29 protein-coding genes and 1 riboswitch are annotated in these 25,687 nt (G+C 64.7%); of the genes, 19 read left to right on the top strand and 10 right to left on the bottom strand.

Translation table 11 applies throughout. The features are described from left to right. Nucleotides 1–20: 20 nt before the first annotated feature. On the bottom strand, nucleotides 21–599 hold the full coding sequence (locus tag IVA88_RS03020; protein WP_247495816.1) for a 6,7-dimethyl-8-ribityllumazine synthase: 579 nt from the start codon (nucleotides 597–599) through the stop codon (nucleotides 21–23). 76 nt (nucleotides 600–675) lie between these two features. Further along, nucleotides 676–835: riboswitch (FMN riboswitch) on the bottom strand. 453 nt (nucleotides 836–1,288) lie between these two features. Between IVA88_RS03020 and IVA88_RS03015 the strand changes: the two genes are divergently transcribed. Beyond that, nucleotides 1,289–1,789: a YbjN domain-containing protein gene (locus tag IVA88_RS03015; RefSeq protein WP_247495815.1), complete on the top strand. Its 501-nt coding sequence runs from the start codon at nucleotides 1,289–1,291 to the stop codon at nucleotides 1,787–1,789. A 212-nt stretch (nucleotides 1,790–2,001) separates the two neighbouring features. Next, nucleotides 2,002–2,826, top strand: a complete 825-nt coding sequence (gene proC, locus IVA88_RS03010) for a pyrroline-5-carboxylate reductase (RefSeq protein ID WP_247495814.1) — start codon at nucleotides 2,002–2,004, stop codon at nucleotides 2,824–2,826. Nucleotides 2,827–2,951: 125 nt separating this feature from the next. On the opposite strand, the gene IVA88_RS03005 is transcribed toward proC, so the two are convergent. From IVA88_RS03005 to IVA88_RS02985, 5 genes are all read right to left on the bottom strand, one after another. Further along, nucleotides 2,952–3,347, bottom strand: coding sequence for a hotdog domain-containing protein (locus IVA88_RS03005; RefSeq protein ID WP_247495813.1), 396 nt, complete (start codon nucleotides 3,345–3,347; stop codon nucleotides 2,952–2,954). 86 nt (nucleotides 3,348–3,433) lie between these two features. Then, on the bottom strand, nucleotides 3,434–3,682 hold the full coding sequence (locus tag IVA88_RS03000; protein WP_256466743.1) for a tautomerase family protein: 249 nt from the start codon (nucleotides 3,680–3,682) through the stop codon (nucleotides 3,434–3,436). Between the two features lie 55 nt (nucleotides 3,683–3,737). Then, nucleotides 3,738–5,339 (bottom strand): histidine--tRNA ligase, encoded by a 1,602-nt coding sequence (hisS, locus tag IVA88_RS02995; protein WP_247495811.1) that lies wholly within the window; start codon nucleotides 5,337–5,339, stop codon nucleotides 3,738–3,740. A 51-nt stretch (nucleotides 5,340–5,390) separates the two neighbouring features. Next, nucleotides 5,391–5,915, bottom strand: a complete 525-nt coding sequence (locus IVA88_RS02990; RefSeq protein ID WP_247495810.1) for a DUF2314 domain-containing protein — start codon at nucleotides 5,913–5,915, stop codon at nucleotides 5,391–5,393. Nucleotides 5,916–6,112: 197 nt separating this feature from the next. Further along, entirely contained in the window at nucleotides 6,113–7,195 is a 1,083-nt protein-coding gene (locus IVA88_RS02985; protein WP_247495809.1) for a branched-chain amino acid aminotransferase, read from the bottom strand. A gap of 338 nt (nucleotides 7,196–7,533) precedes the next feature. Between IVA88_RS02985 and IVA88_RS02980 the strand changes: the two genes are divergently transcribed. From IVA88_RS02980 to IVA88_RS02970, 3 genes are read left to right on the top strand one after another with little or no spacing between them, the layout of a single operon-like run. Beyond that, complete coding sequence (locus IVA88_RS02980; protein WP_247495808.1) at nucleotides 7,534–8,073, top strand: MarR family transcriptional regulator; 540 nt, start codon at nucleotides 7,534–7,536, stop codon at nucleotides 8,071–8,073. Beyond that, the gene (locus tag IVA88_RS02975) at nucleotides 8,070–8,801 is read left to right on the top strand and encodes a response regulator transcription factor (RefSeq protein WP_247495807.1); all 732 of its coding nucleotides are present in this window, start codon (nucleotides 8,070–8,072) and stop codon (nucleotides 8,799–8,801) included. Before IVA88_RS02980 ends, IVA88_RS02975 begins: the two co-directional genes overlap by 4 nt. 18 nt (nucleotides 8,802–8,819) lie before the next feature. Next, the gene (locus IVA88_RS02970; protein ID WP_247495806.1) at nucleotides 8,820–10,208 is read left to right on the top strand and encodes an ATP-binding protein; all 1,389 of its coding nucleotides are present in this window, start codon (nucleotides 8,820–8,822) and stop codon (nucleotides 10,206–10,208) included. A gap of 56 nt (nucleotides 10,209–10,264) precedes the next feature. On the opposite strand, the gene IVA88_RS02965 is transcribed toward IVA88_RS02970, so the two are convergent. Together IVA88_RS02965 and IVA88_RS02960 are read right to left on the bottom strand one after the other, a co-directional pair. After that, nucleotides 10,265–10,795: a DUF3617 family protein gene (locus IVA88_RS02965; RefSeq protein ID WP_247495805.1), complete on the bottom strand. Its 531-nt coding sequence runs from the start codon at nucleotides 10,793–10,795 to the stop codon at nucleotides 10,265–10,267. A 44-nt stretch (nucleotides 10,796–10,839) separates the two neighbouring features. Beyond that, a complete protein-coding gene (locus IVA88_RS02960; RefSeq protein ID WP_247495804.1) occupies nucleotides 10,840–11,133 on the bottom strand; it encodes a hypothetical protein in 294 nt (97 codons plus the stop codon). A 181-nt stretch (nucleotides 11,134–11,314) separates the two neighbouring features. On the opposite strand from IVA88_RS02960, the gene IVA88_RS02955 reads away from it, so the two are divergent. The 4 genes from IVA88_RS02955 (at nucleotide 11,315) to IVA88_RS02940 (ending at nucleotide 13,985) form a co-directional block, all read left to right on the top strand. Then, complete coding sequence (locus tag IVA88_RS02955) at nucleotides 11,315–11,779, top strand: hypothetical protein (protein WP_247495803.1); 465 nt, start codon at nucleotides 11,315–11,317, stop codon at nucleotides 11,777–11,779. 134 nt (nucleotides 11,780–11,913) lie between these two features. Continuing rightward, nucleotides 11,914–12,606, top strand: a complete 693-nt coding sequence (locus IVA88_RS02950) for a ribonuclease T2 (protein WP_247495802.1) — start codon at nucleotides 11,914–11,916, stop codon at nucleotides 12,604–12,606. Nucleotides 12,607–12,658: 52 nt separating this feature from the next. Continuing rightward, nucleotides 12,659–13,519: a 23S rRNA (adenine(2030)-N(6))-methyltransferase RlmJ gene (gene rlmJ / locus IVA88_RS02945; protein WP_247495801.1), complete on the top strand. Its 861-nt coding sequence runs from the start codon at nucleotides 12,659–12,661 to the stop codon at nucleotides 13,517–13,519. Between the two features lie 250 nt (nucleotides 13,520–13,769). Continuing rightward, nucleotides 13,770–13,985, top strand: a complete 216-nt coding sequence (locus IVA88_RS02940; RefSeq protein WP_092029496.1) for a cold-shock protein — start codon at nucleotides 13,770–13,772, stop codon at nucleotides 13,983–13,985. Between the two features lie 82 nt (nucleotides 13,986–14,067). Here the strand turns inward: IVA88_RS02940 and IVA88_RS02935 are convergent, their stop codons facing one another. Beyond that, nucleotides 14,068–14,691, bottom strand: a complete 624-nt coding sequence (locus IVA88_RS02935; RefSeq protein ID WP_247495800.1) for an outer membrane protein — start codon at nucleotides 14,689–14,691, stop codon at nucleotides 14,068–14,070. A 251-nt stretch (nucleotides 14,692–14,942) separates the two neighbouring features. Here IVA88_RS02935 and uvrC point away from each other — a divergent pair, with 251 nt between their 5' ends. The 9 genes from uvrC to IVA88_RS02890 all read left to right on the top strand — a co-directional run bounded on the left by uvrC (nucleotide 14,943) and on the right by IVA88_RS02890 (nucleotide 23,745). Continuing rightward, nucleotides 14,943–17,024 (top strand): excinuclease ABC subunit UvrC, encoded by a 2,082-nt coding sequence (gene uvrC / locus IVA88_RS02930; RefSeq protein WP_247495799.1) that lies wholly within the window; start codon nucleotides 14,943–14,945, stop codon nucleotides 17,022–17,024. Nucleotides 17,025–17,122: 98 nt separating this feature from the next. Beyond that, on the top strand, nucleotides 17,123–17,740 hold the full coding sequence (pgsA, locus tag IVA88_RS02925) for a CDP-diacylglycerol--glycerol-3-phosphate 3-phosphatidyltransferase (protein WP_007596859.1): 618 nt from the start codon (nucleotides 17,123–17,125) through the stop codon (nucleotides 17,738–17,740). Further along, nucleotides 17,737–17,988 (top strand): molybdopterin converting factor subunit 1, encoded by a 252-nt coding sequence (gene moaD / locus IVA88_RS02920; RefSeq protein WP_247495798.1) that lies wholly within the window; start codon nucleotides 17,737–17,739, stop codon nucleotides 17,986–17,988. The genes pgsA and moaD overlap by 4 nt, the downstream gene beginning before the upstream one ends. A gap of 3 nt (nucleotides 17,989–17,991) precedes the next feature. Next, nucleotides 17,992–18,474: a molybdenum cofactor biosynthesis protein MoaE gene (locus IVA88_RS02915; protein ID WP_247495797.1), complete on the top strand. Its 483-nt coding sequence runs from the start codon at nucleotides 17,992–17,994 to the stop codon at nucleotides 18,472–18,474. Continuing rightward, complete coding sequence (prmB, locus tag IVA88_RS02910) at nucleotides 18,474–19,433, top strand: 50S ribosomal protein L3 N(5)-glutamine methyltransferase (protein ID WP_247495796.1); 960 nt, start codon at nucleotides 18,474–18,476, stop codon at nucleotides 19,431–19,433. Before IVA88_RS02915 ends, prmB begins: the two co-directional genes overlap by 1 nt. Before the next feature lie 90 nt (nucleotides 19,434–19,523). Beyond that, a complete protein-coding gene (locus IVA88_RS02905; protein WP_247495795.1) occupies nucleotides 19,524–20,126 on the top strand; it encodes a phage holin family protein in 603 nt (200 codons plus the stop codon). After that, the gene (locus IVA88_RS02900; protein WP_247495794.1) at nucleotides 20,127–21,257 is read left to right on the top strand and encodes a YihY/virulence factor BrkB family protein; all 1,131 of its coding nucleotides are present in this window, start codon (nucleotides 20,127–20,129) and stop codon (nucleotides 21,255–21,257) included. A gap of 142 nt (nucleotides 21,258–21,399) precedes the next feature. Next, nucleotides 21,400–22,875 carry an EAL domain-containing protein gene (locus tag IVA88_RS02895; RefSeq protein WP_247495793.1) on the top strand — a complete coding sequence of 492 codons (1,476 nt, stop codon included), beginning with the start codon at nucleotides 21,400–21,402 and terminating at the stop codon, nucleotides 22,873–22,875. Between the two features lie 15 nt (nucleotides 22,876–22,890). Beyond that, entirely contained in the window at nucleotides 22,891–23,745 is an 855-nt protein-coding gene (locus tag IVA88_RS02890) for a TIGR01459 family HAD-type hydrolase (protein WP_247495792.1), read from the top strand. Between the two features lie 190 nt (nucleotides 23,746–23,935). Here the strand turns inward: IVA88_RS02890 and IVA88_RS02885 are convergent, their stop codons facing one another. Then, nucleotides 23,936–24,331 (bottom strand): response regulator, encoded by a 396-nt coding sequence (locus tag IVA88_RS02885; protein WP_007596883.1) that lies wholly within the window; start codon nucleotides 24,329–24,331, stop codon nucleotides 23,936–23,938. Between the two features lie 228 nt (nucleotides 24,332–24,559). On the opposite strand from IVA88_RS02885, the gene IVA88_RS02880 reads away from it, so the two are divergent. Next, a complete protein-coding gene (locus IVA88_RS02880) occupies nucleotides 24,560–25,531 on the top strand; it encodes a bifunctional riboflavin kinase/FAD synthetase (protein WP_247495791.1) in 972 nt (323 codons plus the stop codon). Nucleotides 25,532–25,687 lie beyond the last annotated feature (156 nt).

Raw genomic sequence — 25,687 nt, 5'->3', positions numbered from 1 at the left:
GGGACGGTCGTTGCGCCGCGTTACACGATTCCCGCGGCGACCTGGCCGCGCAGACGTTCGAGCCCGAGCAATGTCTCCGCGCAGGCGGCCGCCACCTCGACGCCCTTGATGGCAAAATGCCTGCGGAAGAAATCGTAGTGCACCTCGGTCTCGTGGAATTGCTGCGGCGTCAGCACCGCGGAGAACACGGGCACCTCGGTACGCAGCTGTACGTCCATCAGTGCCTTGATCACGGTGTCGGCGACGAACTCATGACGGTAGATACCGCCGTCGACGACGAGGCCGGCCGCGACGATCGCGGTATAGCGCCGTGTCTTGGCGAGGATCTGCGCATGCAGCGGGATCTCGAACGAGCCCGGCACCTCGAACACGTCGACATGATTGAGGTGGCGCGCCTCCGCCTCCTTCACGAAGGCGATGCGGGCCTCCTCGACGACGTCGCGGTGCCAGCACGCCTGCACGAAGGCCACCCGCTGCGGTTTGGCGAAGCGCGGATGGTCCGTCGCGGGATCCTGTGGAACCGGCGGCGGCGTTTGGGTTGGTTGGGACGTTTCGACCTGGAAAGTTTGGACTTGGGGGTCTTGCAACATCTGATTCATGGCTTTCCTCAGTTAAGGACCAGAATCAGGGCACACGGAACGACAAACAGCCGCATCCTGCGATGCGTCTGCCACCGACCGTCCTCTTTCATCCGGACTTTAACCGTCGGCCTCGGAGTTGCACCGAATCTGCTGACCCCTCCCCTCAGAAACAGACTTTGGGGAAGGCGCTCGCGGGCTTAGGCCTTTCGGCCCTTACCGCCGGTGGGGACTTTCACCCCGCCCTGAGAACATCGGCCGTCCGGGATGAACGGCCTGAACGGAAATATGACGCCCGTTCGGGGCTGCGGCAAGCGTGTTCCGCATGGGAAAACCGCATGGTCCCATGCCGCGATGGTGGTCCAGTCGGCCCGCGGCGGAATCGACGACTGGCGGGCCACCGGCGAATCCGATTCCGGTTTGTTCTCCTTCGTCCGGTTCGTCCTCCCCGCGTTAATAATTGTGGCGGAGATGAGCTGTGGACGAACGAGTCCTGACTTGTGGACGGACTCGGCAGCCAGTTGCGCAGATTCCGCAAATCACATCAGTTGATCCGCGACAAGCCCGCGCTGATCCCGAGATCGCGAGAGCGACTCCGAGGAGATCGCAACAGCGACTACGAGGGATCGCCTTAACGACTTTAAGGGAGCGCGCGCCGGACCAACCGCGTGCGTATCAAAGACAACAAAAAGGCAAGAGGTCGAGACGGCATGTCCCTGCTCGAAGGCACTATCGATTCCAAAAGCCATCCGCTCGCGGTGGTCGAGGATATCGCTGCCAGCAACAACTGGCCGTTCGAACGCTCCGGCGAAGACGAACTCACGATTGTCTCCAAGGGACAATGGACCGACTACCAGATCTCCTTCACCTGGATGGGCGAGATCGAGGCGCTGCATCTGGCCTGCGCGTTCGACATGAAGATTCCGGTTGCGCGACGACCGGAGGTCCAGCGGCTCGTCGCCGCGGTCAACGAGCAGTTGTGGGTCGGGCACTTCGACCTGTGGACCAACACCGGCATGATCATGCACCGACAGGCCCTGGTGCTGCCGGGCGGGCTCATCGCCTCCACCGGCCAGTGCGAAGCCATGCTCGCCGGCGCCATCCACGCCTGCGAGCGCTATTTTCCGGCGTTCCAGTTCGTGGTGTGGGCGGGCAAGACCACGACGGAAGCCATGGACGCGGCAATGTTCGACACGGTGGGCGAGGCGTAACCACGCCGCCTCCCCGACGCGGTGAGAGGGCCACGACTTTCCATCATCGTCGTCCCGGCCTAGTGCGCAATTGCGCACGGGGGCCGGGACCCATACCGCGTGATTTCGCCGGATCGCGCGATGCTTGTTGCCAACAACCCCATCCACTAAAACCATTCGTGGTTATGGGTCCCGGCCTCCGCCGGGACGACACTGATTTTGTGGCAACAGCGATGACGAACAGCACTCTCAAGAACATCACCGGCACCATCCTGCTCGCCGGCGCCGGCAAGATGGGCGGTGCGATGCTGACCGGATGGCTGGCGGGGGGGCTCGACCCGCGCCGCGTCGCGGTGATCGATCCGCACATCTCGCCCGAGATCACCGCACTTGCCGCCAAGGGGGTTGCGCTCAATCCGGACATGACGACGGCCGGCACGGTCGAGACCCTCGTCGTCGCGGTGAAGCCGCAAATGTTCCGCGAGGCCGGCGCCAGGTTGAAGCCATTCGTCTCGGACAAGACCTCGGTGGTGTCGATCATGGCGGGAACCACGATCGCCTCGCTTGAAGAGGTCTGCGGCGGCGCGGTGGTACGCGCGATGCCGAACACGCCGGCCGCGATCGGTCGGGGCATCACGGTGGCCGTCGCCGCGCACAATGTCAGTGCACAGCAACGCGCCGTGGCCGATGCGCTGCTGCGCGCCACCGGCTCGGTCGAATGGGTCGACGAGGAGAGCCTGATGGACGCGGTGACCGCCGTGTCCGGCTCGGGGCCGGCGTACGTGTTCCTGCTCGCCGAAGAGCTCGCGCGCGCCGGCGTCGAAGCGGGATTGCCCGAGGCGCTGGCGACAAACCTTGCGCGCGAAACCGTCGCCGGCTCGGGTGAACTTCTGCATCAGTCGGAGCTGCCCTCCGCTACGCTGCGCCAGAACGTCACCTCCCCCGGCGGCACCACGGCCGCGGCCCTCGGCGTGCTGATGGGTGAACCAGGCCTGCGCGATCTCATGATCCGCGCGATCGCGGCGGCGACGCAGCGCTCGAAGGAGCTGGCGAAGTAGTTGATCCTCATGGTGAGGAGGCGCGAAGCGCCGTCTCGAACCATGCAGGCCCGGCTCTCGCCTGTGGCCATCCTTCGAGACGACCGCTGCGCGGTCTCCTCAGGATGAGGCAGAGCAAGCGGCTCCTACGTCGTCCCTAACCGCTTGTTGAACATCGCGACATTGACGAGCCCGCGCGCGTGACGGCCTTCGCCGAGCTTGCGCGTGCCCTCGAACGCCTCGACCTCGAAGCGGATGACGCGGCGCTCGACCGCGACGACCTTCGCGGTCGTCCGCACCGTCGCGCCGACAAGGGCTGCTGCAAGATGCCGGATGTCGACCTCGGTGCCGACCGTGACCCAGCCCGGCTGAAGGACGCTGCGAATCGCGTCGCCCGATGTCATCTCCATCTCCAGGATCATCATCGGCGTCGCATACACCATGGGCATGCCGGGCACGAAATGCCCGACCGTGCGCTCCACCGGTACCACCAGCGTGCGCTCGGCGCTCATGCCGACCTTGATGAAGTCGCGTGCGTCCATGGTTCTTGCTCAGTGTCGTCCCGGCCCCCCGTGCGCAATTGCGCACTAGGCCGGGACGACAGTTGTGATTGGCGCTCCAGGAGTGGCTACTTCTTCGCCGCTGCCGCGCGCTCCACAAACGTCTTGCCGCCCTTCATCTTGTGGGCGAGCGGGGCTTCGTTGATCTGGATGACGACGGCATCGGCATCGACGCCGAGATTCTTCACCAGCGCCTGGGTGATGTCGCGCATCATGCCGGCCTTCTGCTCGTCGCTGCGGCCCACGGCCATGCTGACAGTGATCTCAGGCATTTTTCTCTCCCTTGGGGCCGAACACCGGCCGTTAACGGGCGCCATCAAACAGGAGGCGGATGCCCGGGACAAGCCCGGGCATGGCGGCGTCAGCGAATAGCTAGCCCCAGCTCACGTCATGGCGCGCCAACACCTCGCGCACTTTTGCGACGAGATCGGCCTCGCTGCACGAGAACTGCGCCGGGCGGCTCTCGCGCCATTCCTGGTTGGAAGCGATCGCGGCGGCCGCCTTCGCGCCCTCGATCAGATCCTTGATCTGCACCTCGCCGCGCGCTTTTTCGTCAGAACCCTGGATGATGACGCAGGGCGCGTTGCGACGATCGGCATATTTAAGCTGGTTGCCCATGTTCTTGGGATTGCCGAGATAGAGCTCGGCTCGAATGCCCGCGCTGCGCAGGCTTGCAACCATCTTCTGGTAGTCGGCGACGCGGTCGCGGTCGAACACGGTGACAACGACCGGGCCGAAGTCGGGCCGGGTGTCGAGCTTGCCGAGCAGCGTCAGCGCGGCCTGAAGCCGCGATACGCCGATGGAAAATCCAGTTGCCGGCACCGGCTCACCGCGGAAGCGCGAGACGAGGCCGTCATAGCGGCCGCCGCCGCCGACCGAGCCGAAGCGCACCGGACGGCCCTTCTCGTCCTTGGTGTCGAGCAGCAGTTCGACCTCATAGACAGGGCCGGTGTAATATTCGAGGCCACGCACGACGGAGGGGTCGATTGTAATTTTACCTTCGTAACCCGACGCTTGAACCAACTCCGCGATCGACCGAAGTTCTGCTATCGCTGCCCTTACCGTGTCATTCGCGCCGAACTTCGCTTCGAGCGCATCCAATATGGCAGCGTTTGAAGGCAACAGACCCGAATCGTACTGACGGTCCGACGGCTGGAATGTGTCACGAATCGTTGTCGTAACTGCGGTCGGAGTTATCTCGTGATGATAGACAGTGACTTTCCAGTTGACGTAATCCATCAACGACTCAATCTGGGCAAAGTCCAGATTGGCACCCGCAGTCACGTCTCCGCTCTCGTCCTTGCGACCTACCCCGAGGAGTTCCCGCACACCTTGCGGTCCGAGGCGATCTAGTTTGTCTATCGCGCGCAAGACGGTGAGACGTTTACCTGCATTCTCATCACCGCCCAGCCGCACCGCTTCAAGCACTCCATCGAGTACCTTACGGCTGTTTATCTTTACGACGTACTGCCCCCCGAGACCGAGCGCTTCCATCGTATCCGCCGCCATCATGCAGATCTCGGCATCCGCCGCCGGCGTCGCCGAGCCGACCGTATCCGCATCGAACTGCATGAACTGGCGGAAGCGGCCGGGGCCGGGCTTTTCGTTGCGGAACACGTAGCCGACGCGGTAGCTGCGATAGGGCAGGACAAGACCGTCGGTCCCGTAACGCTCACCGACATAGCGGGCGAGCGGCGCGGTCAGATCGTAACGCAGCGAGATCCACTGCTCGTCGTCGTCCTGGAACGAGAACACCCCCTCGTTCGGACGATCCTGGTCGGGCAGGAATTTGCCGAGCGCGTCGGTGTATTCCATCGCCGGCGTCTCGACCGGCTCGAACCCGTAGAGCTCGTAGACAGCGCGGATCTTCTCGACCATCTCGCGCGTCGCCCGGATCGCGGCGGGATCGCGATCCTCGAGCCCGCGCGGCAGCCGCGCCTTCAGTTTCTGCGGTTTTTTGGGTTTTTCGGCCATGCGCGGCATTTACCAGCCGACGCGGGGTGCGGCAACTGCCGGCTTTGCCCCCTACGGCTGCTCCATCCGCGCCCTCAACGCGTCCGCATCCGCTTTCGGCAGCGACTTCAGCGTCGGCTTGATAGTTTCGCCGCCGACGATCTTGCCGTTGCGCATGAACATCCAGTCCGAGATGTCGGCTTCCGTGAATTCGACCTTGTCGCCTGCCCGCTTGCCGGGCAGATCGCGTGGCTCGTTGGCGAAGAGGCCGGAATAAGCCCCGTTCGGTAGCTTCTTCACCTCGGCCATCCAGATGTGCTCACCGCCTTTGCGGGTCGTAAAGTGCACCTTCAGGGCGTGCCCTGTCTCCGACGGCTTCGGCGCCTCATAGGAGGCCCAGAATGTCGGCAGAGTGCCGCGGGCGCGCGCGATCGCGGCGTTCATCTCCGGATCGGTGGTGCGCACGTCGACGACGGGCGAACGGCCCTCAGCGGAGACATCCGGCTTGGGGCCGATGGTCAGGATGCCGAAGACGGTGATGCCGGTGATCGCGGCGAGAATGACCCATTTTAGGGGTTGGGGAAGAGTGGATGCCATGATGCGATGTCCAGATGACTCGATGTCTCGAGCTTTGTCGCACGATCATCGTGTCGCGTTCATGGTCTATCGGCCGGCGTTCCCCGGATGCTGCGCAACGCGCCGCCTCTTGGAGGCGTGGTGCGCTGCTGATCCGGGGTCCATCCACTCGCAGACTGGGTCCCGGCTCGCGCTTCGCGCGTCCGGGAAACGAGACCTCAAGACACCTTGCGGATCCAGTTGTGCGGATCGTTGGTGCGGCCGTACTGGATATCGACGAGCTGCTTGCGGAGGCCCATGGCGACGGGGCCAGCGGCGCCGCCACTGATCTCGAAATCGCCGCTCACCGAGCGCACCTTGCCGATCGGCGAGATCACGGCGGCGGTGCCGCAGGCAAACGCCTCTTTCAGCTTGCCGCTTGCTGCGTCCTTGCGCCACTGGTCGAGCGAGTACGGCTCCTCGCGCACGGTCTTGCCGGCATCGCGGGCCAGCGCGATGATGGAGTCGCGGGTGATGCCGGGCAGAATGGTGCCGAGCTGCGGCGTCGAGAGCGAGCCGTCGTCGAACACGAAGAACACGTTCATGCCGCCGAGCTCCTCGACGTAGCGGCGCTCGATCGCATCGAGAAACACGACCTGATCGCAGCCGTGCTGCATAGCCTCGGCCTGCGCCCGCAGGCTCGCGGCGTAGTTGCCGCCGCATTTGACCGCGCCGGTACCGCCGACCGCGGCGCGCGTGTAATTCTCCGAGACCCAGATCGACACCGGCGCAGGGCCGCCCTTGAAGTAGGAACCGACCGGCGAGGCGATCACCGCAAAAATGTATTCGGACGACGGCTTGACGCCGAGGAAGGTCTCGCTCGCGATCATGAAGGGGCGCAGGTAGAGGCTGCCCTCGCCGCCCGGCATCCAGGCGCGGTCGATGCGGACGACCTGCTCGACTGCCTCGATGAAGACGTCTTCGGGGATCTGCGCCATCGCCATGCGATCGGCCGAGTCCTTGAAGCGCCGCGCATTGGCGTCGGGGCGGAACAGGTTCACGCCGCCGTCGTCGCGCTTATAGGCCTTGAGACCCTCAAAAATTTCCTGGGCGTAGTGCAGGACGGCGCCGGCCGGATCGATCTGGAAATTGGCGCGGGCCTCGACGCGCGCCTCGTACCAGCCGCCCTTGGCCTGGTTGTAGCGGACGATTGCCATGTGGTCGGTGAAGACCCGCCCGAAGCCGGGGTCCACCAGCTTGGCGACGCGGTCCTTCTCGGGGGTCGGATCGGATGCGGGCTGGATGTCAAATTTCATGCTCATGTCCTTGCCTCCCGCTGCCGTTGGGGGCGCCGTTCTGGCGCCCACCTGCCCTGATCTGGGCCCGGCTGGCTCGATTGGTTTCTGGCCGGACCGCCGCCAGCCTTGTTACGGCCGGTTTCCGTGGCCAGCATGTCACCTAGGACATGCTTTTGCGGAAGACGGAAGTCCAGTATGTTTTGCCGAAATGCCGTTCGACAATCGCACGGTAGATCTGCTCCGGCCGTCGCCGCCTGCCCGGCCCTCTCTGGCCGCCCTGCTTTGATGCCATCCGACACGGAACGATCTAAAATTTCGTGCGGATTGATCGTTTTGTAACATTGAAACCAAGATACGTCAATATGCCTGACATAAATTTCGCGACTCCCTCTCAAGACGCTGCCGGGCCGCGGCCGGCCGCAGACGACGGAGGCAATTTGCGCTGGGATATCATCGAACTGCTGTTCTTCGCCTATCGCGATTTCGTCGGCGATCCCGACCAGGAGCTGGAGGCGTTCGGCTTCGGCCGGGCCCATCACCGCGTCATGCACTTCGTCTATCGTTATCCCGGCCTCAAGGTCGCCGACCTCCTCGACGTCCTGCGCATCACCAAGCAATCGCTCGGCCGGGTGCTCAAGCAACTCCTGGACGAGGGCTACATCGTGCAGAAGACCGGCGACAATGATCGCCGCCAGCGCCTGCTGTTTGCGACACCAAAGGGCGAGGCGCTGGTGCAGAAGCTCGCCGGCCTGCAGACTACGCGCATCACCAAGGCGCTCGCCGAGATGGCGCCGCAGGAAGCCGAGACCGTCAAGCGCTTCCTGCGCGCGATGATCGACCGCGACGATCCGGACAAGGTGCTCGAGACGATCTTCGCTTCCGTCAATCAAGACAAGGAGTGACCGTGCCGTTCGCTGCCACGCTCGCCCGCCCGCCGGCACGCCCGGCCGACGATGCCCCGCATCTCCTGCTGGTCGACGACGACCGCCGCATTCGCGATCTGCTCTCGCGCTTCCTTGCCGGCGAAGGCTATCGCGTCTCGACCGCGGCGAGCGCCAGCGATGCGCGTTCCAAGCTTTTGGGCCTGCACTTCGATCTCTTGATCCTCGACGTCATGATGCCCGGCGAGACCGGCTTCGATCTCGCCCGTTTCATCCGGACCTCATCCTCGGTGCCGATCGTGATGCTGACGGCGCGGCACGAAGCCGAAGCCCGCATCGAGGGCCTGCAGATCGGCGCCGACGACTACGTCGCAAAGCCGTTCGAGCCGCGCGAGCTTGCGCTGCGTATCAACAACATCCTCAAGCGCGCCGCGCCGCCGCCGCAGGCCGCAGCGGTGGAGAAGATCGCGTTCGGCCCGTACATCTACCACCTCGAGCGCGGCGAGTTGCGCCAGGGCGAGGAGGTGATTCACCTCACCGACCGCGAGCGCGAGATGCTGCGGATCCTGTCGGAGACGCCGGGCGACACCGTGCCGCGCAGCGCGCTGACCGGCAATGGCAGCGTCAACGAGCGCGCCGTCGACGTGCAGATCAACCGCCTGCGGCGCAAGATCGAGACCGATCCCGCCAATCCGCTGTTTCTCCAGGCGGTGCGCGGCATCGGCTACCGGCTGGTAGCCTCGCCATAAAGCAGTGAAGCGCCACCGATGAGCACGATCGATACCGGCCTGACGCTGTTGAAGAGCGCCGCCGGCCGCGTCTCCGCCGCCAATGGCTGGATGGGCAACGCGTTCAAGGGCTGGATGCCGACCGGCCTCTATGCGCGCGCGCTGCTGATCATGATCGTGCCGATGGTGATCCTGCAATCGGTCGTCGCCTTCGTGTTCATGGAGCGGCACTGGAACACCGTGACACGCCGCCTGTCGGCCGCGGTGGTGCAGGACATCGCCACGCTGATCGACGTCTACAAGGGCTATCCGCAGGACAAGGATCGCGACCAGATCCGCCGCATCGCGCAGCAGCGCCTCGGCCTCGTCGTCGATTTCCTGCCCGCCGGCGACATGCCGCCACCCGGACCAAAGCCGTTCTTCTCGCTGCTGGACCAGACGCTCTCGGTGCAGCTCGGCCGCCAGATCGGCCGCTCGTTCTGGATCGACACGGTCGGCCGCTCCAACCTTGTCGAGATCCGGATCCAGCTCGACGACGCCGTGATGCGCGTGTTCGCGCAGCGCAGCGCCGCCTATGCCTCGAACTCGGAGATCTTCCTGTTCTGGATGGTCGGCACATCGTCAATCCTGCTGATCGTCGCGGTGCTGTTCCTGCGCAACCAGATCAAGCCGATCCTGCGGCTTGCCGACGCCGCCGAAAGCTTCGGCAAGGGCCGCGAGGCACCGAATTTCCGCCCGCGCGGCGCGCGCGAAGTGCGGCGCGCGGCGGTCGCCTTCCTCGAAATGAAGTCGCGTATCGAGCGGACGATGGAGCAGCGCACCGCGATGCTCGCCGGCGTCAGCCACGATCTGCGCACGATCCTGACGCGGTTCAAGCTCGAGCTGGCGCTGATCGGCGACAGCCCCGAAATGGAGGGCATGCGCAAGGACGTCGACGAGATGTCGATGATGCTCGAGGACTACCTCGCGTTTGCGCGCGGCGATTCCGGCGAGCAGTCGCAGCCGACCGATATGGCGCAGGCGCTCGAGGAATTGCGCAGCGACGCCGAACGCCACGGCCACACTGCGACCGTCGCGTTCAACGGGCTGCCCGTGGTCACGGTGAAGCCGGCCTCGTTCAAGCGCTGCCTCGCCAACCTCGTCACCAACGCAGCGCGCTACGGCAAGAGCATCGCCATCACGGGCCAGCGCGATCACCGTTATCTGACCGTGACGGTCGACGACGACGGGCCCGGCATTCCCGCCCATCTGCGCGAGGAGGTGTTCAAGCCGTTCCTGCGGCTGGACAACGCGCGCAACCAGGATGAGGGCGGCACGGGCCTTGGCCTTGCGATCGCCCGCGACATCGCCCGTTCGCACGGCGGCGACATCACGCTCGGCGACAGCCCGATGGGCGGATTAAGGGCGAGCGTGCGAATTCCGGTGTAGCGGATGTAGCCGCCGCGGCCCGGATCGAGCGAAGCAATCCGGGCTACGATTACGCGTTATTTCGGCAGCAGCGCTTTCAGCTTGTCCATGTCGCGCACGTTCATCTTGAAGCCGCCGGGCATCACGATGTCGCCAGGTTTCTGCTCCGGCTTGCAGGCCCCGAGCCACTTGGCTTCGAGTGTCACCGTGGTGTCGTGTCCCGTGGCGCCGGCGGCGCCGCCTTGCGCGTGCGATGACGTCTTCACCGTATAAGCCGAATTGAAATCGCCGGTGATCTCGGCATGCGAGGTCGTGCTGATGCCGGCGACATTGCACTCGGAATCGCTGACATAGCCGGTCGCGGTCTTCTTGATGTCCTGCCTGGCGCAGATCTGCTTGGCCATCGGGGAGACGTTGTTGTTCATCTCCTTGTCGACGGTCTCGTCGGTGCAGTGCTGCATGGTCATCTCGGGCACGGGCGTGCCAGTCCTGACCATCTTCAATTCCCACAGGCCCGCCTTGCGCACCGGCAGATCGTCGGCGCAGGCGCTGCCTGCCGACAAGACGAGGCAAAGGGCCGAGCCGAGCAAAGCGAGCTTGCGCGTCATGTGAAAAGCTCCCGGCTGAGAGAGTGCTGCGTTAGGAAACCGCCTCAGTAGAGCGTGCGGATCGGCTGGTCGGCAGCGCCATAGGGCACCCAGCGGCAGGAGAACGAGATGTAGCCGCCCTCATAGCCCTGTACCGCCAGGAATTTCGCGACCTTGCCGTAGCGCGCGCAGTGATCGACCGCAACCTGCCGCGCATCGACCCGGGTTGCCATCGAATAGGCGATGATGCCGCCGGTGTCGTTGCCCTTGAACGGAGGCACCGGAAGGATATCGGCGCGCGCCGACTGGCTCGCCATCATACCCAAGGCAAGTAGGCCCGCGGCCGCAATGATTCGCATTCCCGTCACTCCGATTGGTTGGCGCCAGTTTACGGTGCCGGCGCGGCGGTGGAAAGAACGGAAGGCGGGCTGCTGCGACGTTGCCGTCAACTCGTCGGCAAGTGTTGCCGCGCTGCACTTGACCTCCCCCGACCTTCACGGCACCGTCCATCCTTCGCAGATCATGCTGTCTGGATTGCCCATGCGCGCCTCGACCTACCTGAAATCGCTCCGCTTTGCCGCCGTGCTCGGCCTCCTGTTCGGGGCGCTGACGTTCGGTGAGGCCAGGGCTGCCAATCCGCTGGAGATGAATTTCTGGCTGAGCGGGCCGCGCTATGACGGCAACGTCTCCGAATGCGACAGGGCACTGCCGACGATCGCCACCCAGTTCTGGGAGAAAGAAAGCGCGTTCTGGAATTCCTCGTTGAAGATCACCGGCTTCACCGCCGTTCACGAGACCGCATTCCGGCCCTGGGCGTCCGACAACATCCCGCGCCGCTTTTGCAGCGGCGAGGCCATGCTCACCGACGGCAAGCTGCGCAAGGTGCATTTCTCGATCGTCGAGGATGGCGGCTTCGCCAGCTTCGGCCAGGGCGTCGAATGGTGCGTGGTCGGGCTCGACCGAAACTGGGCCTACAACCCGTCCTGCCGCGCCGCCAAGCCTTAACTCGCAAGCCTTGACTCGAAGGGTCCTGATTCGGATCCGTCAGGCGGCCGAACGCCGGACGCCCGAAATTTGTTCTTGAAATGTTCCTGTCGCCTGCTAGGCTTGCTTGCACAGTCTAGTTGAGGGGCGTCGCCATGTTTCATTCCAGATTGCATTCGTTCTCCCGCCTGATGATCTCGCTGACGCTCGCGGCCGGGCTGGTCGCCCTGGCCGGCGGCGCGAAGGCCCAGGACAAACGGCAGAACGCGCCCGGCGAATTCGATTTTTATGTGCTGTCGCTGTCGTGGTCGCCCTCCTTCTGCGAGGAGGCGGCGGAGCGCGGCGGTCGCTCGCAGGTCCAGTGCAGCGGACGGCCCTACGCTTTCGTGGTGCATGGTCTGTGGCCGCAATATGAGAACGGTTTTCCGGAATACTGCCAGCGGCCGTCGCCGCGGCTGAACCGCAGCATCGTCTCCTCCATGCTCGACCTGATGCCGGCGCCGGGGCTGATCTTCAACGAATGGGACAAGCACGGCACCTGCTCGGGGCTCGCCGACCGCAGCTATTTCGAGACGATCAGGAAGGCGCGCGCCGCGATCAAGATTCCGGCCGAATATCTCGCTTTATCGCAGGCCAAGACCGTGGCGCCGGCGGAGGTGGAGGAAGCCTTCATCAAGGCCAATCCGGGCCTCAGCAATGCCGCCGTCTCGATCACCTGCAACCGGACGCGGCTGTCCGAGGTCCGCATCTGCCTCAGCAAGGACCTGCAATTCCGCGCCTGCGAGGAGATCGACCGCCGCGCCTGCCGCCGCGACCAGGTGACGATGCCGCCGATCAGGGGTGGGTAGCCCAGGCTTCGTGCCTCTTTGCTCAGGCCGTCACGTGGCGTAGTGCTCTTGCATGAATTACCGCCACGCCTTTCACGCCGGAAGCTTCGCTGACGTCATCAAGCACATCGTGCTGGCGCGCATCATCACCTATCTCCAAGACAAGCCGGGAGCCTTCCGGGTCATCGACACCCATGCGGGCGCCGGCCTCTACGATCTCGAAAGCGACGAAGCCCGGCGCGGCGGCGAGTGGCTGACGGGCATCGCCCGGCTGATGCAGGCGCGTTTCTCGAACGACACCATCGCGCTGACCAAGCCCTATCTCGATATCGTCCGCGCCTACAATCCGAAGGGCGAGCTCAAGGCTTATCCGGGCTCGCCGCTGATCGCGCGCGCCCTGATGCGGCCGCAGGACCGCCTCGTCGCGTGCGAAATCGAACCGAAGACGCGCAAAGCGCTGATCGGCGTGCTGCGCCACGACGAGCAGGCCCGCGTGGTCGATCTCGACGGCTGGATGGCGCTGCCCGCCTTCGTGCCGCCGAAGGAGCGGCGCGGGCTCGTGCTGATCGACCCCCCGTTCGAAGCAAAGGACGAGTTCGACAAGCTGGGAGAGGCCTTCGCGACGGCTTTCGCGAAATGGCCGACCGGTATCTATGTAATCTGGTATCCCGCCAAGAGCCGGCGCGCCACCGACGCGCTGGTGCAATCAGTGGCGCGGCTCGCAGCCGCAGCAAAGCCGCCGGGAACTTGCCTGCGCCTCGAATTCAGTGTGGCGCCGCAAGCCGCCGACGCAACTCTCACCTCCACCGGGCTCTTGATCGTCAATCCTCCTTACACGTTGCAGGGCGAGCTCAAGACGATCCTGCCCGAGCTGGAAATGCCGCTCGGCCAAGGCGGCGCTGCCAGATTCCGATTAGAGGTGCCGAGGCCGTAACACTCCGGCATTCTTGGGAAAAAGATGCAGTAGCGATGGTCAATCCGCCGAGAACCGTATTATGCTGCTTCCGTGACTGGCTTTACGTTCCGCTTCCGCGAATGGTTGCGGCGGAGTGAAGGCCTAAGAAAGATCCAGTCGGACCGAATGGTCTGCCCAAGGATGGCCAGCTCCCGGGCTTCGTAAGGCCCGGTCATGTCGTGACGTGCGTCTGCGTCACGACGGAGGAGCAATGAGGGGGAGTTTCCCGATGGCCATGACGGGAACGGTCAAGTTTTTCAACGGTGAGCGCGGCTACGGATTCATCAAGCCGGACGACGGCGGCCGCGACGTCTTCGTGCATATTACTGCCGTGGAGCGGGCCGGATTGAAGGACCTCGCCGAAGGACAGCGTATTACTTTCGAAGTCGAACCGGACAAGAAGGGCAAGGGGCCGAAGGCGGTCGATTTGGTCATCCTTTCCTAGCGAGTCCGACGCGAAACACCGGCGAAAAAAATCCCGGCCGCAAGCGGCCGGGAGGTTTGTCCGGTATTTTCTTCTTTGGGTATCAGAAGTGATAGTTCACGCCAGCGCGCACAACGCTGGCGCTATAGCCGTTTGACACGCCTGTAATCGCGAACTGACTCGTCGACAGATCGATGTAGAGATATTCGAGCTTGGCGCTCCAGTTCGGCGCGAACCCGACTTCCGCGCCGGCACCGATGGTCCAGCCGGCGCTGGTGTGCGACTCCGTCCAGCCGAACGTCTGTGCGCGCAGCTCGCCGAAGGCGAGGCCCGCAGTGCCGTAGAACAGCACGTTGCTGAAGGCGTAGCCGGCGCGGCCGCGCAGGGTGCCGAACCACGGATTGGAGAACTTCCACGGCGCGAAGGTGTCGTCGGCACCGGCTGCCTGGATGTCGCCCTCGACGCCGAACACCCACGGGCCGTTCTGGAAATTGTAGCCGGCCTGAACGCCGCCGACGAAGCCCGACGGTTTTGCGGGATTGTTGTTCACCGAGCCCCATTCGTAGCCGACATTGGCACCGAGATACGGACCAGCCCAGCTATAGGCGTTGAGCGGCTGATTGACCGTGTAGGGCGCACGCTGCCCGTAATTGAGATCGGCGGCCCCTGCCGAAGCCGTCCAGCCGACTGCAGCCAACGCGGCTGCGCCCACAACGAGCCTCTTCATCACACACTCCAACGCAACTGCCGCAACCCGGTGCGATGCCTGCGCCGCCGCGCGAGGCAAACCCGCATGGTTACGGAACCACCACTTTTTCGCATAAGATTTATCGACAGTTTTAAGTTAAAGCGCTGTTAAGTCGGGTTACCGCGCTGTTAACAGGCTTAAGCAAGCGTTACCGGGAACTGCGTCGCCATCCTGTGCGTGCCGCACGGCCGGAACTTCAAATTGGCACCCCCAGCGCCTAAATTCGCACCATGGTTCACGATTCCACCGACAATCCGGACGATTCACGCGCGAGCAAACCCGTGCGCCGCAACGCGCCGGACGCCCCTCCCCAGGAAACGGAAGCGGCGCCGCCCGACCTCGATCCCGCGACCGCAAGCGGCGACGACGAGGACGATGCACGGCTGCCGGACATCCTGGAAGAGAGCGGCACGGTCGGCGAAGAGCCGCTGGCGACCGGCCACGAGGCGATCGAACGCGCGGTCCGCCTCGCCCCCACCTCGCCCGGCGTCTACCGCATGCTCAATGCGAATGCCGACGTCCTCTATGTCGGCAAGGCCAAGAACGTCAAAAAGCGCCTATCGAACTATGCGCGCCAGAGTGCGCCGCAGCCGGCGCGCATCCTGCGCATGATCGCCGCCACCGTTACCGTGGAAATCATCTCGACCCACACCGAGACCGAGGCGCTGCTGCTGGAAGCCAACCTCATCAAGCAGCTTCGGCCGCGCTTCAACGTGCAGCTGCGCGACGACAAATCGTTTCCCTATATCCTGATCACGGGCGACCATTGGGCGCCGCAGATCCTGAAGCATCGCGGCGCGCAGACGCGGCCCGGTCGCTATTTCGGCCCGTTCGCCTCCGCCGGCGCCGTCAACCGCACCATCACCGCACTTCAGCGCGCGTTCCTGATCCGCTCCTGCACCGATTCCTTCTTCGAGAGCCGCAGCAGGCCTTGCCTGCTCTACCAGATCCGCCGTTGCGCCGGCCCCTGCACCCGCGAGGTCGACTTCTCCGGCTATACGACCCTGGTGCGCGAGGCGAGCGACTTCCTGTCCGGCAAGAGCCATGCGGTGAAACAGGAGCTTGCCGCCGAGATGGAGAAGGCCTCCGGCGAGCTCGAGTTCGAGAGCGCCGCGCTCTACCGCGACCGCCTCGCCGCGCTCTCCGCGATCCAGTCGCAGCAGGGCATCAATCCGCGCACGGTGGAAGAAGCCGACGTGTTCGCCATCCATCAGGAGGGCGGGTTCTCCTGCGTCGAGGTGTTCTTCTTCCGCACCGGGCAGAACTGGGGCAACCGCGCCTATTTTCCGCGCGCGGAGAAGACGTATACGCCGGAGGAAGTGCTCGGCTCCTTCCTCGCCCAGTTCTACGACGACAAGCCGCCGCCGAGGAATATCCTGCTCTCGCACGAGATCGAGGAGAGCGAGCTGCTCGCCGACGCGCTGTCGATCAAGGCCGGCCGCAAGGTCGAGGTTTCCACGCCAAAGCGCGGCGAGAAGAAGGAGCTCGTCACCCACGCGCTCACCAACGCGCGCGAGGCGCTGGGCCGCAAGCTCGCGGACACCGCGACGCAGAGCCGTCTGCTGGATGCCATGGCCATCACGCTGAGCCTGCCGCATCCGCCGAAACGGATCGAGGTCTACGACAACAGCCACATTCAGGGAACCAACGCGGTCGGCGCCATGATCGTCGCCGGCCCGGACGGCTTTGTGAAAAACCAGTACCGCAAGTTCAACATCAAGTCGGAGGGCCTGACGCCCGGCGACGATTACGGGATGATGCGCGAGGTGCTCGAGCGCCGCTTCAAGCGTCTGATCAACCCACCCGAGGACAACGGGGCCAAGGGAAACGACAAGTCCAAGGACGAAGACTTCCCGCAATGGCCCGATCTCGTGATCATCGACGGCGGCCGCGGCCAGCTCAACGCGGTCCGGGAAATCTTTGCAAATCTCGGCCTGACCCAGGTGGCCCTGATGTCGGTGGCCAAGGGGCCTGACCGGGATGCCGGCCGCGAGACCCTGTTCATGCCGGAGCGCGAGGCGATCAAGCTGGAGCCACGCGACCCCGTGCTCTATTTCATCCAACGGCTGCGGGACGAGGCGCACCGCTTCGTCATCGGTTCGCACCGCAAGCTGCGCAAGAAGGACATCCGCGAGGCCGGCTTGCAGGAGATTCCGGGCATCGGTCCGTCACGCAAACGTGCCTTGCTGCATCATTTCGGAACCCTGAAGGAGATCGAACGTGCCTCGATCGTCGATCTCGGCAAGGTTCCGGGGGTGAGCGCCGAGAGCGCTCGCAGGATTTTCGAGTATTTCCATCCCCAGCCGGGGTGAAGTAAAGGGGAGCCGCGGTCATATGGTCCTCGCATCCCGCACCCCATTTGGGGAGCGGAATGGTTGACCTTCAGGCTGCAGCGGTATTGGTAGGACGGATGAACATCGCCACGACACGAGGGACAACCAGCCGCGCGATGTCCCTCCCGAACATCCTGACCTATGGCCGGATCGCCGCGATCCCGGTCGTGGTGGGGTGCATCTACGCACAGTCGATCATGGACGGCCCGCTGTGGCTGCGCTGGGTCGCGGTCGCCATTTTCATCGCGGCTGCGGTCACCGACTACCTCGACGGCTATTACGCGCGGATCTGGAATCAGCAATCGGCGTTCGGCCGGATGCTCGATCCGATCGCCGACAAGCTACTGGTCGCCTCGTGCCTGCTGATGCTGGCCGCCGACGGCATCATTCACGGCTGGTCGCTGTGGGCCGCCATCGTGATCCTGTGCCGCGAGATCCTGGTCTCGGGCCTGCGCGAATATCTTGCCGCGCTGCGTGTCAGCGTGCCCGTGACAAAGCTGGCGAAATGGAAGACGACCGTTCAGCTTATCGCCATCGGCTTCCTGCTGGCTGGCCCAGCCGGCGATGAGGTGGTGCCAATGGTCTCGATGATCGGACTGGCGCTGCTCTGGGCCTCGGCGATCCTCACGATGTACACCGGCTACGACTATTTCGGCGCCGGCATCCATCACCTCATCAAGGAGGATGAGGGATGAAGGTGAAGTACTTCGCCTGGGTGCGCGAGCGCGTCGGCAAGGCCGAGGAGACGATCGAACCGCCCGCGACCGTGCGCACCGTGGAAGAGCTGATCGCCTGGCTGTCCGGCCAAAGCGAAGCCTACGCCTACGCATTCGAGAAGCCGAAGGTGATCCGCGTCGCGATCGATCATGCCCACGTCAAGTCGGACGCCGCGATCGCGGGCGCCAACGAGATCGCGTTCTTCCCGCCCATGACCGGCGGCTAGGCCATGACCTTTCCCGTCACCACCTGCCCCGTCACCATCCGTATCCAGCAAGACGATTTCGACATCGCACGCGAGATCGCGGTCCTGACCGGGAGCCGCACCGACATCGGTGCGGCCGTGAGCTTTACCGGCATCTGCCGCAGCGACGAAGACAGCGCGAAGATCGCCGCGCTCTCGCTCGAGCATTATCCTGGTATGGCGGAGGAAGAGATCAGGCGTCATGCCGACGAGGCCACCTCGCGCTGGCCTCTCAACGGCGTCACGGTGATCCATCGCGTCGGCCGGTTCATGCCCGGCCAGAACATCGTGCTGGTGCTGACCGCCTCGCAGCACCGCCATGCAGCGTTTCAGGCCGCCGAGTTCCTGATGGATTATCTCAAGACCAACGCGCCGTTCTGGAAGAAGGAAGAGAGCGCCACCGGCACCGGCTGGGTCGAGGCCCAGGCCCGCGACGACGAAGCCGCCGCACGCTGGACCCGATCCTGATGGCAACAACGTCCAAAAAGACCGTGCGCGGCCGCGCCACGCCAAAGCTCGCGAAAGTGGGCCGCGGCGAGCTTCTCACGCTGATCGATTTCGTCCGCTATGCGGTGAGCCGTTTCAATGAGGCCAAGCTCGCCTTTGCCCATGGCACGACCGATCCGGTCGCGGAAGCAGCCTTTCTGGTCTGTGAAGCCCTGCATCTGCATCCCGAACAGTTCGAGATTTTTGCCAACGCGCGCGTCACGGCCGCCGAGGGCAAGACCATCATCGATCTCATCCACCAGCGCGTCACCACGCGCAGACCGGCCGCCTACCTCGTCAACAAGATCTACATGCGCGGCCTGCCGTTCTATGTCGACGAGCGCGTCATCGTTCCCCGCTCCTTCATCGGCGAACTGCTCGAGTCGCATTTCGGCGGCCACGGCGAAGCCGGCTCGCTGATCGACGATCCCACCGCCGTCGCGCGCGTGCTCGATCTCTGCACGGGATCGGGATGCCTCGCGATCCTCGCTGCGCGTCATTTTCCGAGCGCGACGATAGATGCCGTCGATATCTCCAAGGGCGCGGTCGACGTCGCCAGACGAAATGTCGGCGAATACGGGCTCCATGACCGGATCAGCCTGCATCGCGGCGACCTGTTCGCCCCGCTCGGTGACAGCAGATACGACCTGATCATCACCAACCCGCCTTATGTCGACGCCGACGGCATGGCGGCGCTGCCGCCGGAATGCCGGGCCGAGCCGAAGCTCGCCTTCGACGGCGGCGCCGACGGCCTCGACGTGGTGCGCCGCATCCTGCGCGAGGCGCCCGACCACCTGACGCCGGATGGTGGGCTGATCTGCGAGATCGGCCGCGGCCGCGAACTGGTCGACGAGGCCTTTCCGGAACTGCCGCTGCTCTGGCTCGACACCGAAGACTCCGAGGGCGAAGTGTTCTGGATCGCGGCCGCCGATCTCGGCTGATCCGTCACGAGGGCCGCGCACGGTCGGAACAAGTCAAATTCCGCCACGTTCATCCCCCGACGAATTTTCTCGCACTCGGAGGATATCCGCATGCTTGCGCCATCGGGCGAATTGCTGCGCGCCGGCGTCGCGCTCAAGCTCAACCATCTCAAGCGTGCCACCCAGTCCTATGCCCGTGACCGGAGCAATCAGGCCACGGGGCGCATGACGTCGTACGCGGTCGCGGCCGGACTGCTCGCGGTTGCGGGCTTGTTCGTCGTCACGGCCTTCTTTGTCGGCCTGATCGCGCTGTACCGCTGGGTTGCAATCAATTACGGGCAATTCTGGGGGTTCGGCGCCGTCGGCGGCGTGCTCCTGGTAATGGCCGCCGCCTGCGCCGGCGTGGCCATGGCTCAGATGAAGCGCAAGACCAAGCCAATTGTGCCGCTCGCCAGCCGCCTGCGCGTGGCTATCGCCACTCCACGCATCCCGCGCGGAACGATGAAGCAGGCGGTGAAAGAGGTCGCGACGACAATTCCCCTGGCGCCGCTCGCGCCGGGCGAACGAGGGCATGACGGCAAGACGTGGCCGGTCAAGACGTGGCCGGTTCGGTCCAACCGGCCCGTGCAACTCGGGCTCATGCTCGCAGCCGTCGGGCTGGTAGGGCTCACGGCAGCGCGTCGGCGGCGTCAACGCCACGGAGCGGACACCTGAATGCGTGTGCGGCGCGCCGAGCAACTCGACAGCTGGCTGTTAGTGGCAGCCACGACCGTGTTCGTGCTGACCGCGGAAAGGTATCTCGAGGATTCTGGCCTGATCCGGCCGGGGCCTCCGCAAGACCATCGCAACAGCGAGGCGAATTCGCCGGAAACAGGCCCGGCGGGCGCCGCCAAGCAGCCCGGCCGCGGCCGCCGCGCGAAAAGCCCGTTCGCGATCCCCTGGGCGGGCTGGAAGGACATCTTCTGGCGCACCTATCAGCGAATCGACGACGATCGCCTGCTCGCGACCGCCGGCGGCGTCGTTTTCTTCGGGCTGCTCGCGATCTTTCCCGCCGTGACCGCGCTGGTCTCGTCCTACGGACTGTTCGCCGATCCCTCCACGATCAGCTCCAACCTGCAGACGTTGGCGACGATGCTGCCCGAGGGCTCGTTCCAGATCGTCGAGGACCAGGTCGGGCGGGTTGTTTCGAATGGCAATACGGCCCTCGGCGCCACGTTCCTGTTCGGCCTTGTGCTCGCGATCTGGAGCGCCAATGCCGGCGTCAAAGCCATCTTCGACGCTCTTAACGTCGCCTATGAGGAGCGCGAAAGGCGCAGTTTCATCAAGCTGAACCTGACGTCGCTGGCCTTCACGGTGGGCGGCATCGTTGCCCTGCTGCTGATGGTGGGCGCCGTCGTCGCCTTCCCGCTCGCGCTCAATCACCTCGGCTTGGCGCCTGAAAGCAAGCTGATCGTGGCGCTGGCGCGATGGCCGCTCCTGTTCGTCATCCTGCTGGCGGCGCTTGCCATCCTCTACCGCTTCGCGCCCAGCCGCGATGCGCCGCGGTGGCAATGGCTGAGCCTCGGTGCGGTGACGGCCGCGCTCCTCTGGATCGCCGGCTCGGCGCTGCTGTCCTGGTATCTGTCCGAGTTCGCCAACTACAACGCGACCTACGGCTCGCTCGGCGCAGCGATCGGCCTGATGATGTGGATGTGGATGTCGGCCATCGTCATCATGTTCGGGGCCGAGCTGAACTCTGAAGTCGAACGGCAAACCTTGCGCGACACGACCACCGGGCGGCCCAAGCCGCTTGGCAGCCGCGACGCCGTCTCGGCCGATACGGTCGGCGCCACCGCCCCATTCTGACTCTGCACGAGAGCCGCTATCCCCTCGAATCAACAATGATGTTAAGGTCATGCCGCTTGGGGGAGCATGCGGCGTGACGGGTTCGAAACGCCACCCGTGTTTTCCCGGTCAGGCAGTCAGCTCTTGAGGCATAACGCGCGGCATGATTCGTATTTCCACGATCTTCATCGCCATCTGCATGGTTCTGGTCGCGGCCTCGCTCGGGCTCGTGCTCTACGCGGTCGCCGGCATCAGCGGAACCGAATCCGCGATCGTGGCGCTGACGGCGCTGACCTTCCTGATCCTCTACAATGCAGTGTCGATGCGACTGCGCGACCGCAGCGACGTCGGCGGCCAGATCGCCGACCTTTCGCGCGGCACCGCCGACCTTGCCCGCCAGGTGGCCGAGTTCGGCCGTCGGCTTGCCACGATCGAAGGACGCATCGCCTCCTCCAATTCGACCAACTCCGACCGCATCCAGTCGGTGGTCGGCGAGATCAACGAGCTCGGCGGATTGGTCCGGCAGCTCGCCGCCACCGTGTCGGCTCATGAGGATCTGATGGCCGGCAACGCGCCGCCGGCTCCCGCTCCGGTCGCGAGACTGGAGCCGGAAGCGCCCCTCGACCTGATGGCCTCGTTTGAGGAGGAGCGGCCCGCTGCCCCTCCCCCGGTTCCCGCGCAGCCGCGGCCGGCACCACCGGCAATCCAGACGCAGACCGGCAATCCGGTTCAGACGGCCAACGGCCGCAACCAGACCCAATTGCTGGCGACGCTCCGCAACGCGATCGACGAGAACCGCATCGACATCTTCCTCCAGCCGATGGTGACGCTGCCGCAGCGCAAGGTCCGCTTCTACGAGGCCGTGACACGCCTGCGCGACGAGCGTGACCAGCTGGTCGCGGCCGAGGAGTTCATCAGCATCGCGGAGGCCTCCGGCCTGATCGGGCGCATCGACAACATGGTGATGCTGCGCTGTGTGCAGGTGCTGCGACGCCTGATGGTGCGCAACAAGGAGGTCGGCGTGTTCTGCAACGTCGCGGCTTCCACACTCGGCAATTCCACCACGTTCGCGCAATACCTCGACTTTCTCGAAGCCAACCGGGCGCTGGCGCCCTCGCTGGTGCTGGAATTCAAGCAATCGACTTTCCGCAATCTCGGCCCGGTCGAGACGGAGAACCTCGCCGCGCTCGCCCAGCGCGGCTTCCGTTTCTCGATCGACCATGTCACGGATTTGCGCATCGAGCCGCGCGAGCTCGCCGACCGCGGCGTGCGCTTCATCAAGGTGCCAGCCTCGCTCCTGCTCGATCCCAGGCAGGCTTCGGCTTCGGACATCCACCCTTCCGACCTCTCCGACCTGCTCGGCCGCTTCGGCATCGATCTGATCGCCGAGCGGATCGAGGGCGAGCGCGCCGTGATCGACCTGCTCGACTATGACGTGCGGTTCGGCCAGGGGTTTCTGTTCGCGCCGCCCCGGCCATTGCGACCGGAGGGGTCATCTGCTACCGCCGGGGCCCCGCCGAACCAGGCGCAGGAATCTCAGGGATCCAATGGCTCCGGCACACCCAGCTCAAGCCCGAAATCGGCTGCGTCTCCGCCACAGCGCATCACCGGCAACGCCGCGCTCGCGCGCCGCATCTGATCGGCCGCACGCATCATGACCACGCTGCATTTCGCCGAAAGCCTGCGCGAGCTCGTGGGCGGCGTGGACGTCGTGCTCAGCGACATCTGGGGCGTGGTCCATAACGGCCTCGAATCCTTCCCCGAAGCCTGCGAGGCGCTGCACACCTATCGCAGCCGCGGCGGTACGGTGATCCTGATCACCAACGCGCCGCGCCCGGCCGATTCCGTGCAGCGGCAATTGCGCAAGCTCGGCGTCGCCGATGAGACCTATGACGCGATTGTCTCCTCGGGCGACCTGACGCGGCTGTATATCGCCGACCATCCCGGCCGCAAAATGTTCTGGCTCGGGCCTGAGCGCGACAACTCGATCTATCGCGGCCTCGACGCGGTGCTCGCACCGCTGGAAGAGGCCGACTACATCGTCTGCACCGGCCTCTATGACGACGAGACCGAGACGGCCGAAGATTATCGCGGCATGATGCTGAAGGCGCGCGAGCGCAAGCTGGCGCTGGTCTGCGCCAACCCCGACATCGTGGTGGAAAAGGGCGACCGGCTGATCTATTGCGCCGGCGCGATCGCGGAACTCTATCGCGAGCTCGGCGGCGAGGTGATCTTCTACGGCAAGCCGCACCGGCCGATCTACGAGCGCGCGATGGCACTCGCCGGCGAACGCCAAGGCCACCAGATCGACCGCAAAAAGGTGCTCGCGATCGGCGATTCCGTCCGTACCGACCTCACCGGCGCACGCGAATTCGGGATCGATTGCCTGTTCGTGACCCGTGGCATCCATGCCGAGGAGTTCGAGGGTCTCGACCAGCTCGACCCGGCTTCCGTGCTGGAATTGTTCGGCCATCCGCCCAAGGCGCTGATGCGCGAACTGAAGTGGTGATGGTGGCGCTTGAAGCGACGCGTGCTTGGACGAATTGCTCAGCGATAGACGTCGTCATGGCCGGGCTTGACCCGGCCATCCACGTCTCTCTTTCGTAGGCCAAGAGCTTCCCAAGCCAAGAACGTGGATGCCCGGGACAAGCCCGGGCATGACGATCCCATTGATGGATTTATTAGCGGCCAATCGCGCCTTACGCGCTCGCCATGTCCGGGAAGACCGCCTCGATCTTGGTCTTCAGCGTCGCAGCGTTGAACGGCTTGACGATGTAGTTGTTCACACCGGCCTTCTTGGCCGCGATCACGTTCTCGGTCTTCGATTCGGCCGTGATCATGATGAAGGGCGTGGTGGCGAGGTTCGGATCCGCCCGCACTTCGCGCAGCAGGTCGTAACCCGTCATCGGCTCCATGTTCCAGTCGGAAATCACGAGACCGTACTTCTTGCCGCGCATCTTGTTCAGCGCTGCCGAACCGTCGCTGGCATCATCGATATTCTCGAAGCCAAGCTGCTTCAGGAGGTTCCTGATGATACGGATCATGGTGCTGTAGTCATCCACCACTAGAACCGACATCGACAAATCAACCGCCATCTCGACTCCCCCAACGCAAACCCAGGAAATATTACGATCGGACCTGCCAGGCCGAAGCCCGGCGGTTCCACGATGAAGGACTAGCACCAAGGCGTTAAACAGCCCGTTAACTGGGGACGCCCCCGGTGGACCGAAATCGCATTCGATGCGGCCGCCCCTCCCGCTTGACTTCATCCGGCCCGTCGCGCCACGGTCCCGGCCGGTCCCGCCGGCTCGAGAATTCCCCTGATGGCCCCGCATTTTACCATTATCCGCGACACCACGCCGGACTCCGTCATTGCAAGGGGTGCCGTGGTCGCCATGGGCAATTTCGACGGCGTTCATCTCGGCCATCGCGCCGTGATCGCAGCCGCCCTGGAAATGGGCCGGACGCATGGCCGCCCCGCGCTGGCGTTGACTTTCGAGCCGCATCCGCGCCGTTTTTTCAGCCCCAACACCCCCCAATTCCGCCTGACGGACGAGCGGGCCAAGCTGCGGCTTCTGGCCGGCACCGGTCTTGCCGGCGCCGTGGTCATGACCTTCGACAAGTCCCGGGCCGGGACCAGCGCGCAAGACTTCATTCACCATGAGCTGATCGGACGCCTCGGCGTCAGCGGCATCGCGGTCGGCTACGACTTCCACTTCGGCAAGGGTCGCGTCGGCTCGCCGAGCCTGCTCGTCAACGAAGCGCCCCGGCTCGGCATCGAGGTCGACGTGCAGCCGCATGTCGATATCGACGAGCGGCCCGTCTCTTCCAGCGCGATCCGGATCGCGCTCGCCGAAGGCCTCATCGACGATGCCACCACCATGCTGGGCGCGCCCTGGTTCATCACCGGCGAGGTCATTCACGGCGAGAAGCGCGGCCGCGACCTCGGCTATCCCACCGCCAACATCCGCTTAGATGCCAATTGCGGCCTCAAGCACGGCATCTATGCGGTGCGGGTCGGCCGCGGCGCGGAGCGGCTGGACGGCGTGGCAAGCTTCGGCCGCCGCCCGACCTTCGACAATGGCACCCCGCTGCTGGAAATCTTCCTGTTCGACTTCAAGGGCGACCTTTACGGACAGACGCTCGACTGCGCCTTTGTCGGCTTCATCCGCGAGGAGCTGAAATTCGACGGCCTGGATGCCCTGATCCGCCAGATGGACGACGATTCCGCCCGCGCGCGCGCCATGCTCGCCGCCGCCCCGGACGCGTTTCCGAGGCTTGGGATGATCGACTGAGGTCCAAAACCGGCCCGCCGAACCTTTGCGCTTCCCCCGCCCCCCTGCTATGGAGAGCCCATGTTTGCGCGGCGCATCATAGGGATTAGCGGCCCGGCTTCCGCCTGAGCCTTCGGCTCGGCGCAAGACCGGGATGTCGTCGTTTCACCCCGCGAT

It is taken from the genome of Bradyrhizobium sp. 149 (assembly GCF_023073915.1).
Lineage (GTDB): Bacteria > Pseudomonadota > Alphaproteobacteria > Rhizobiales > Xanthobacteraceae > Bradyrhizobium.
The sequence above is the reverse complement of the archived record's forward strand: the minus strand, read 5'-3'. Positions and strand labels throughout refer to the sequence as shown.

Bases quoted from the DNA above. Each gene is read 5' to 3' on its own strand.
- IVA88_RS03020 (WP_247495816.1), bottom strand. From the start codon at position 599: ATGAATCAGATGTTGCAAGACCCCCAAGTCCAAACTTTCCAGGTCGAA.
- IVA88_RS03015 (WP_247495815.1), top strand. From the start codon at position 1,289: ATGTCCCTGCTCGAAGGCACTATCGATTCCAAAAGCCATCCGCTCGCG.
- proC (WP_247495814.1), top strand. From the start codon at position 2,002: ATGACGAACAGCACTCTCAAGAACATCACCGGCACCATCCTGCTCGCC.
- IVA88_RS03005 (WP_247495813.1), bottom strand. From the start codon at position 3,347: ATGGACGCACGCGACTTCATCAAGGTCGGCATGAGCGCCGAGCGCACG.
- IVA88_RS03000 (WP_256466743.1), bottom strand. From the start codon at position 3,682: ATGGCGCCCGTTAACGGCCGGTGTTCGGCCCCAAGGGAGAGAAAAATG.
- hisS (WP_247495811.1), bottom strand. From the start codon at position 5,339: ATGGCCGAAAAACCCAAAAAACCGCAGAAACTGAAGGCGCGGCTGCCG.
- IVA88_RS02990 (WP_247495810.1), bottom strand. From the start codon at position 5,915: ATGGCATCCACTCTTCCCCAACCCCTAAAATGGGTCATTCTCGCCGCG.
- IVA88_RS02985 (WP_247495809.1), bottom strand. From the start codon at position 7,195: ATGAGCATGAAATTTGACATCCAGCCCGCATCCGATCCGACCCCCGAG.
- IVA88_RS02980 (WP_247495808.1), top strand. From the start codon at position 7,534: ATGCCTGACATAAATTTCGCGACTCCCTCTCAAGACGCTGCCGGGCCG.
- IVA88_RS02970 (WP_247495806.1), top strand. From the start codon at position 8,820: ATGAGCACGATCGATACCGGCCTGACGCTGTTGAAGAGCGCCGCCGGC.
- IVA88_RS02965 (WP_247495805.1), bottom strand. From the start codon at position 10,795: ATGACGCGCAAGCTCGCTTTGCTCGGCTCGGCCCTTTGCCTCGTCTTG.
- IVA88_RS02960 (WP_247495804.1), bottom strand. From the start codon at position 11,133: ATGCGAATCATTGCGGCCGCGGGCCTACTTGCCTTGGGTATGATGGCG.
- IVA88_RS02955 (WP_247495803.1), top strand. From the start codon at position 11,315: ATGCGCGCCTCGACCTACCTGAAATCGCTCCGCTTTGCCGCCGTGCTC.
- IVA88_RS02950 (WP_247495802.1), top strand. From the start codon at position 11,914: ATGTTTCATTCCAGATTGCATTCGTTCTCCCGCCTGATGATCTCGCTG.
- rlmJ (WP_247495801.1), top strand. From the start codon at position 12,659: ATGAATTACCGCCACGCCTTTCACGCCGGAAGCTTCGCTGACGTCATC.
- IVA88_RS02940 (WP_092029496.1), top strand. From the start codon at position 13,770: ATGGCCATGACGGGAACGGTCAAGTTTTTCAACGGTGAGCGCGGCTAC.
- IVA88_RS02935 (WP_247495800.1), bottom strand. From the start codon at position 14,691: ATGAAGAGGCTCGTTGTGGGCGCAGCCGCGTTGGCTGCAGTCGGCTGG.
- uvrC (WP_247495799.1), top strand. From the start codon at position 14,943: ATGGTTCACGATTCCACCGACAATCCGGACGATTCACGCGCGAGCAAA.
- pgsA (WP_007596859.1), top strand. From the start codon at position 17,123: ATGAACATCGCCACGACACGAGGGACAACCAGCCGCGCGATGTCCCTC.
- moaD (WP_247495798.1), top strand. From the start codon at position 17,737: ATGAAGGTGAAGTACTTCGCCTGGGTGCGCGAGCGCGTCGGCAAGGCC.
- IVA88_RS02915 (WP_247495797.1), top strand. From the start codon at position 17,992: ATGACCTTTCCCGTCACCACCTGCCCCGTCACCATCCGTATCCAGCAA.
- prmB (WP_247495796.1), top strand. From the start codon at position 18,474: ATGGCAACAACGTCCAAAAAGACCGTGCGCGGCCGCGCCACGCCAAAG.
- IVA88_RS02905 (WP_247495795.1), top strand. From the start codon at position 19,524: ATGCTTGCGCCATCGGGCGAATTGCTGCGCGCCGGCGTCGCGCTCAAG.
- IVA88_RS02900 (WP_247495794.1), top strand. From the start codon at position 20,127: ATGCGTGTGCGGCGCGCCGAGCAACTCGACAGCTGGCTGTTAGTGGCA.
- IVA88_RS02895 (WP_247495793.1), top strand. From the start codon at position 21,400: ATGATTCGTATTTCCACGATCTTCATCGCCATCTGCATGGTTCTGGTC.
- IVA88_RS02890 (WP_247495792.1), top strand. From the start codon at position 22,891: ATGACCACGCTGCATTTCGCCGAAAGCCTGCGCGAGCTCGTGGGCGGC.
- IVA88_RS02885 (WP_007596883.1), bottom strand. From the start codon at position 24,331: ATGGCGGTTGATTTGTCGATGTCGGTTCTAGTGGTGGATGACTACAGC.
- IVA88_RS02880 (WP_247495791.1), top strand. From the start codon at position 24,560: ATGGCCCCGCATTTTACCATTATCCGCGACACCACGCCGGACTCCGTC.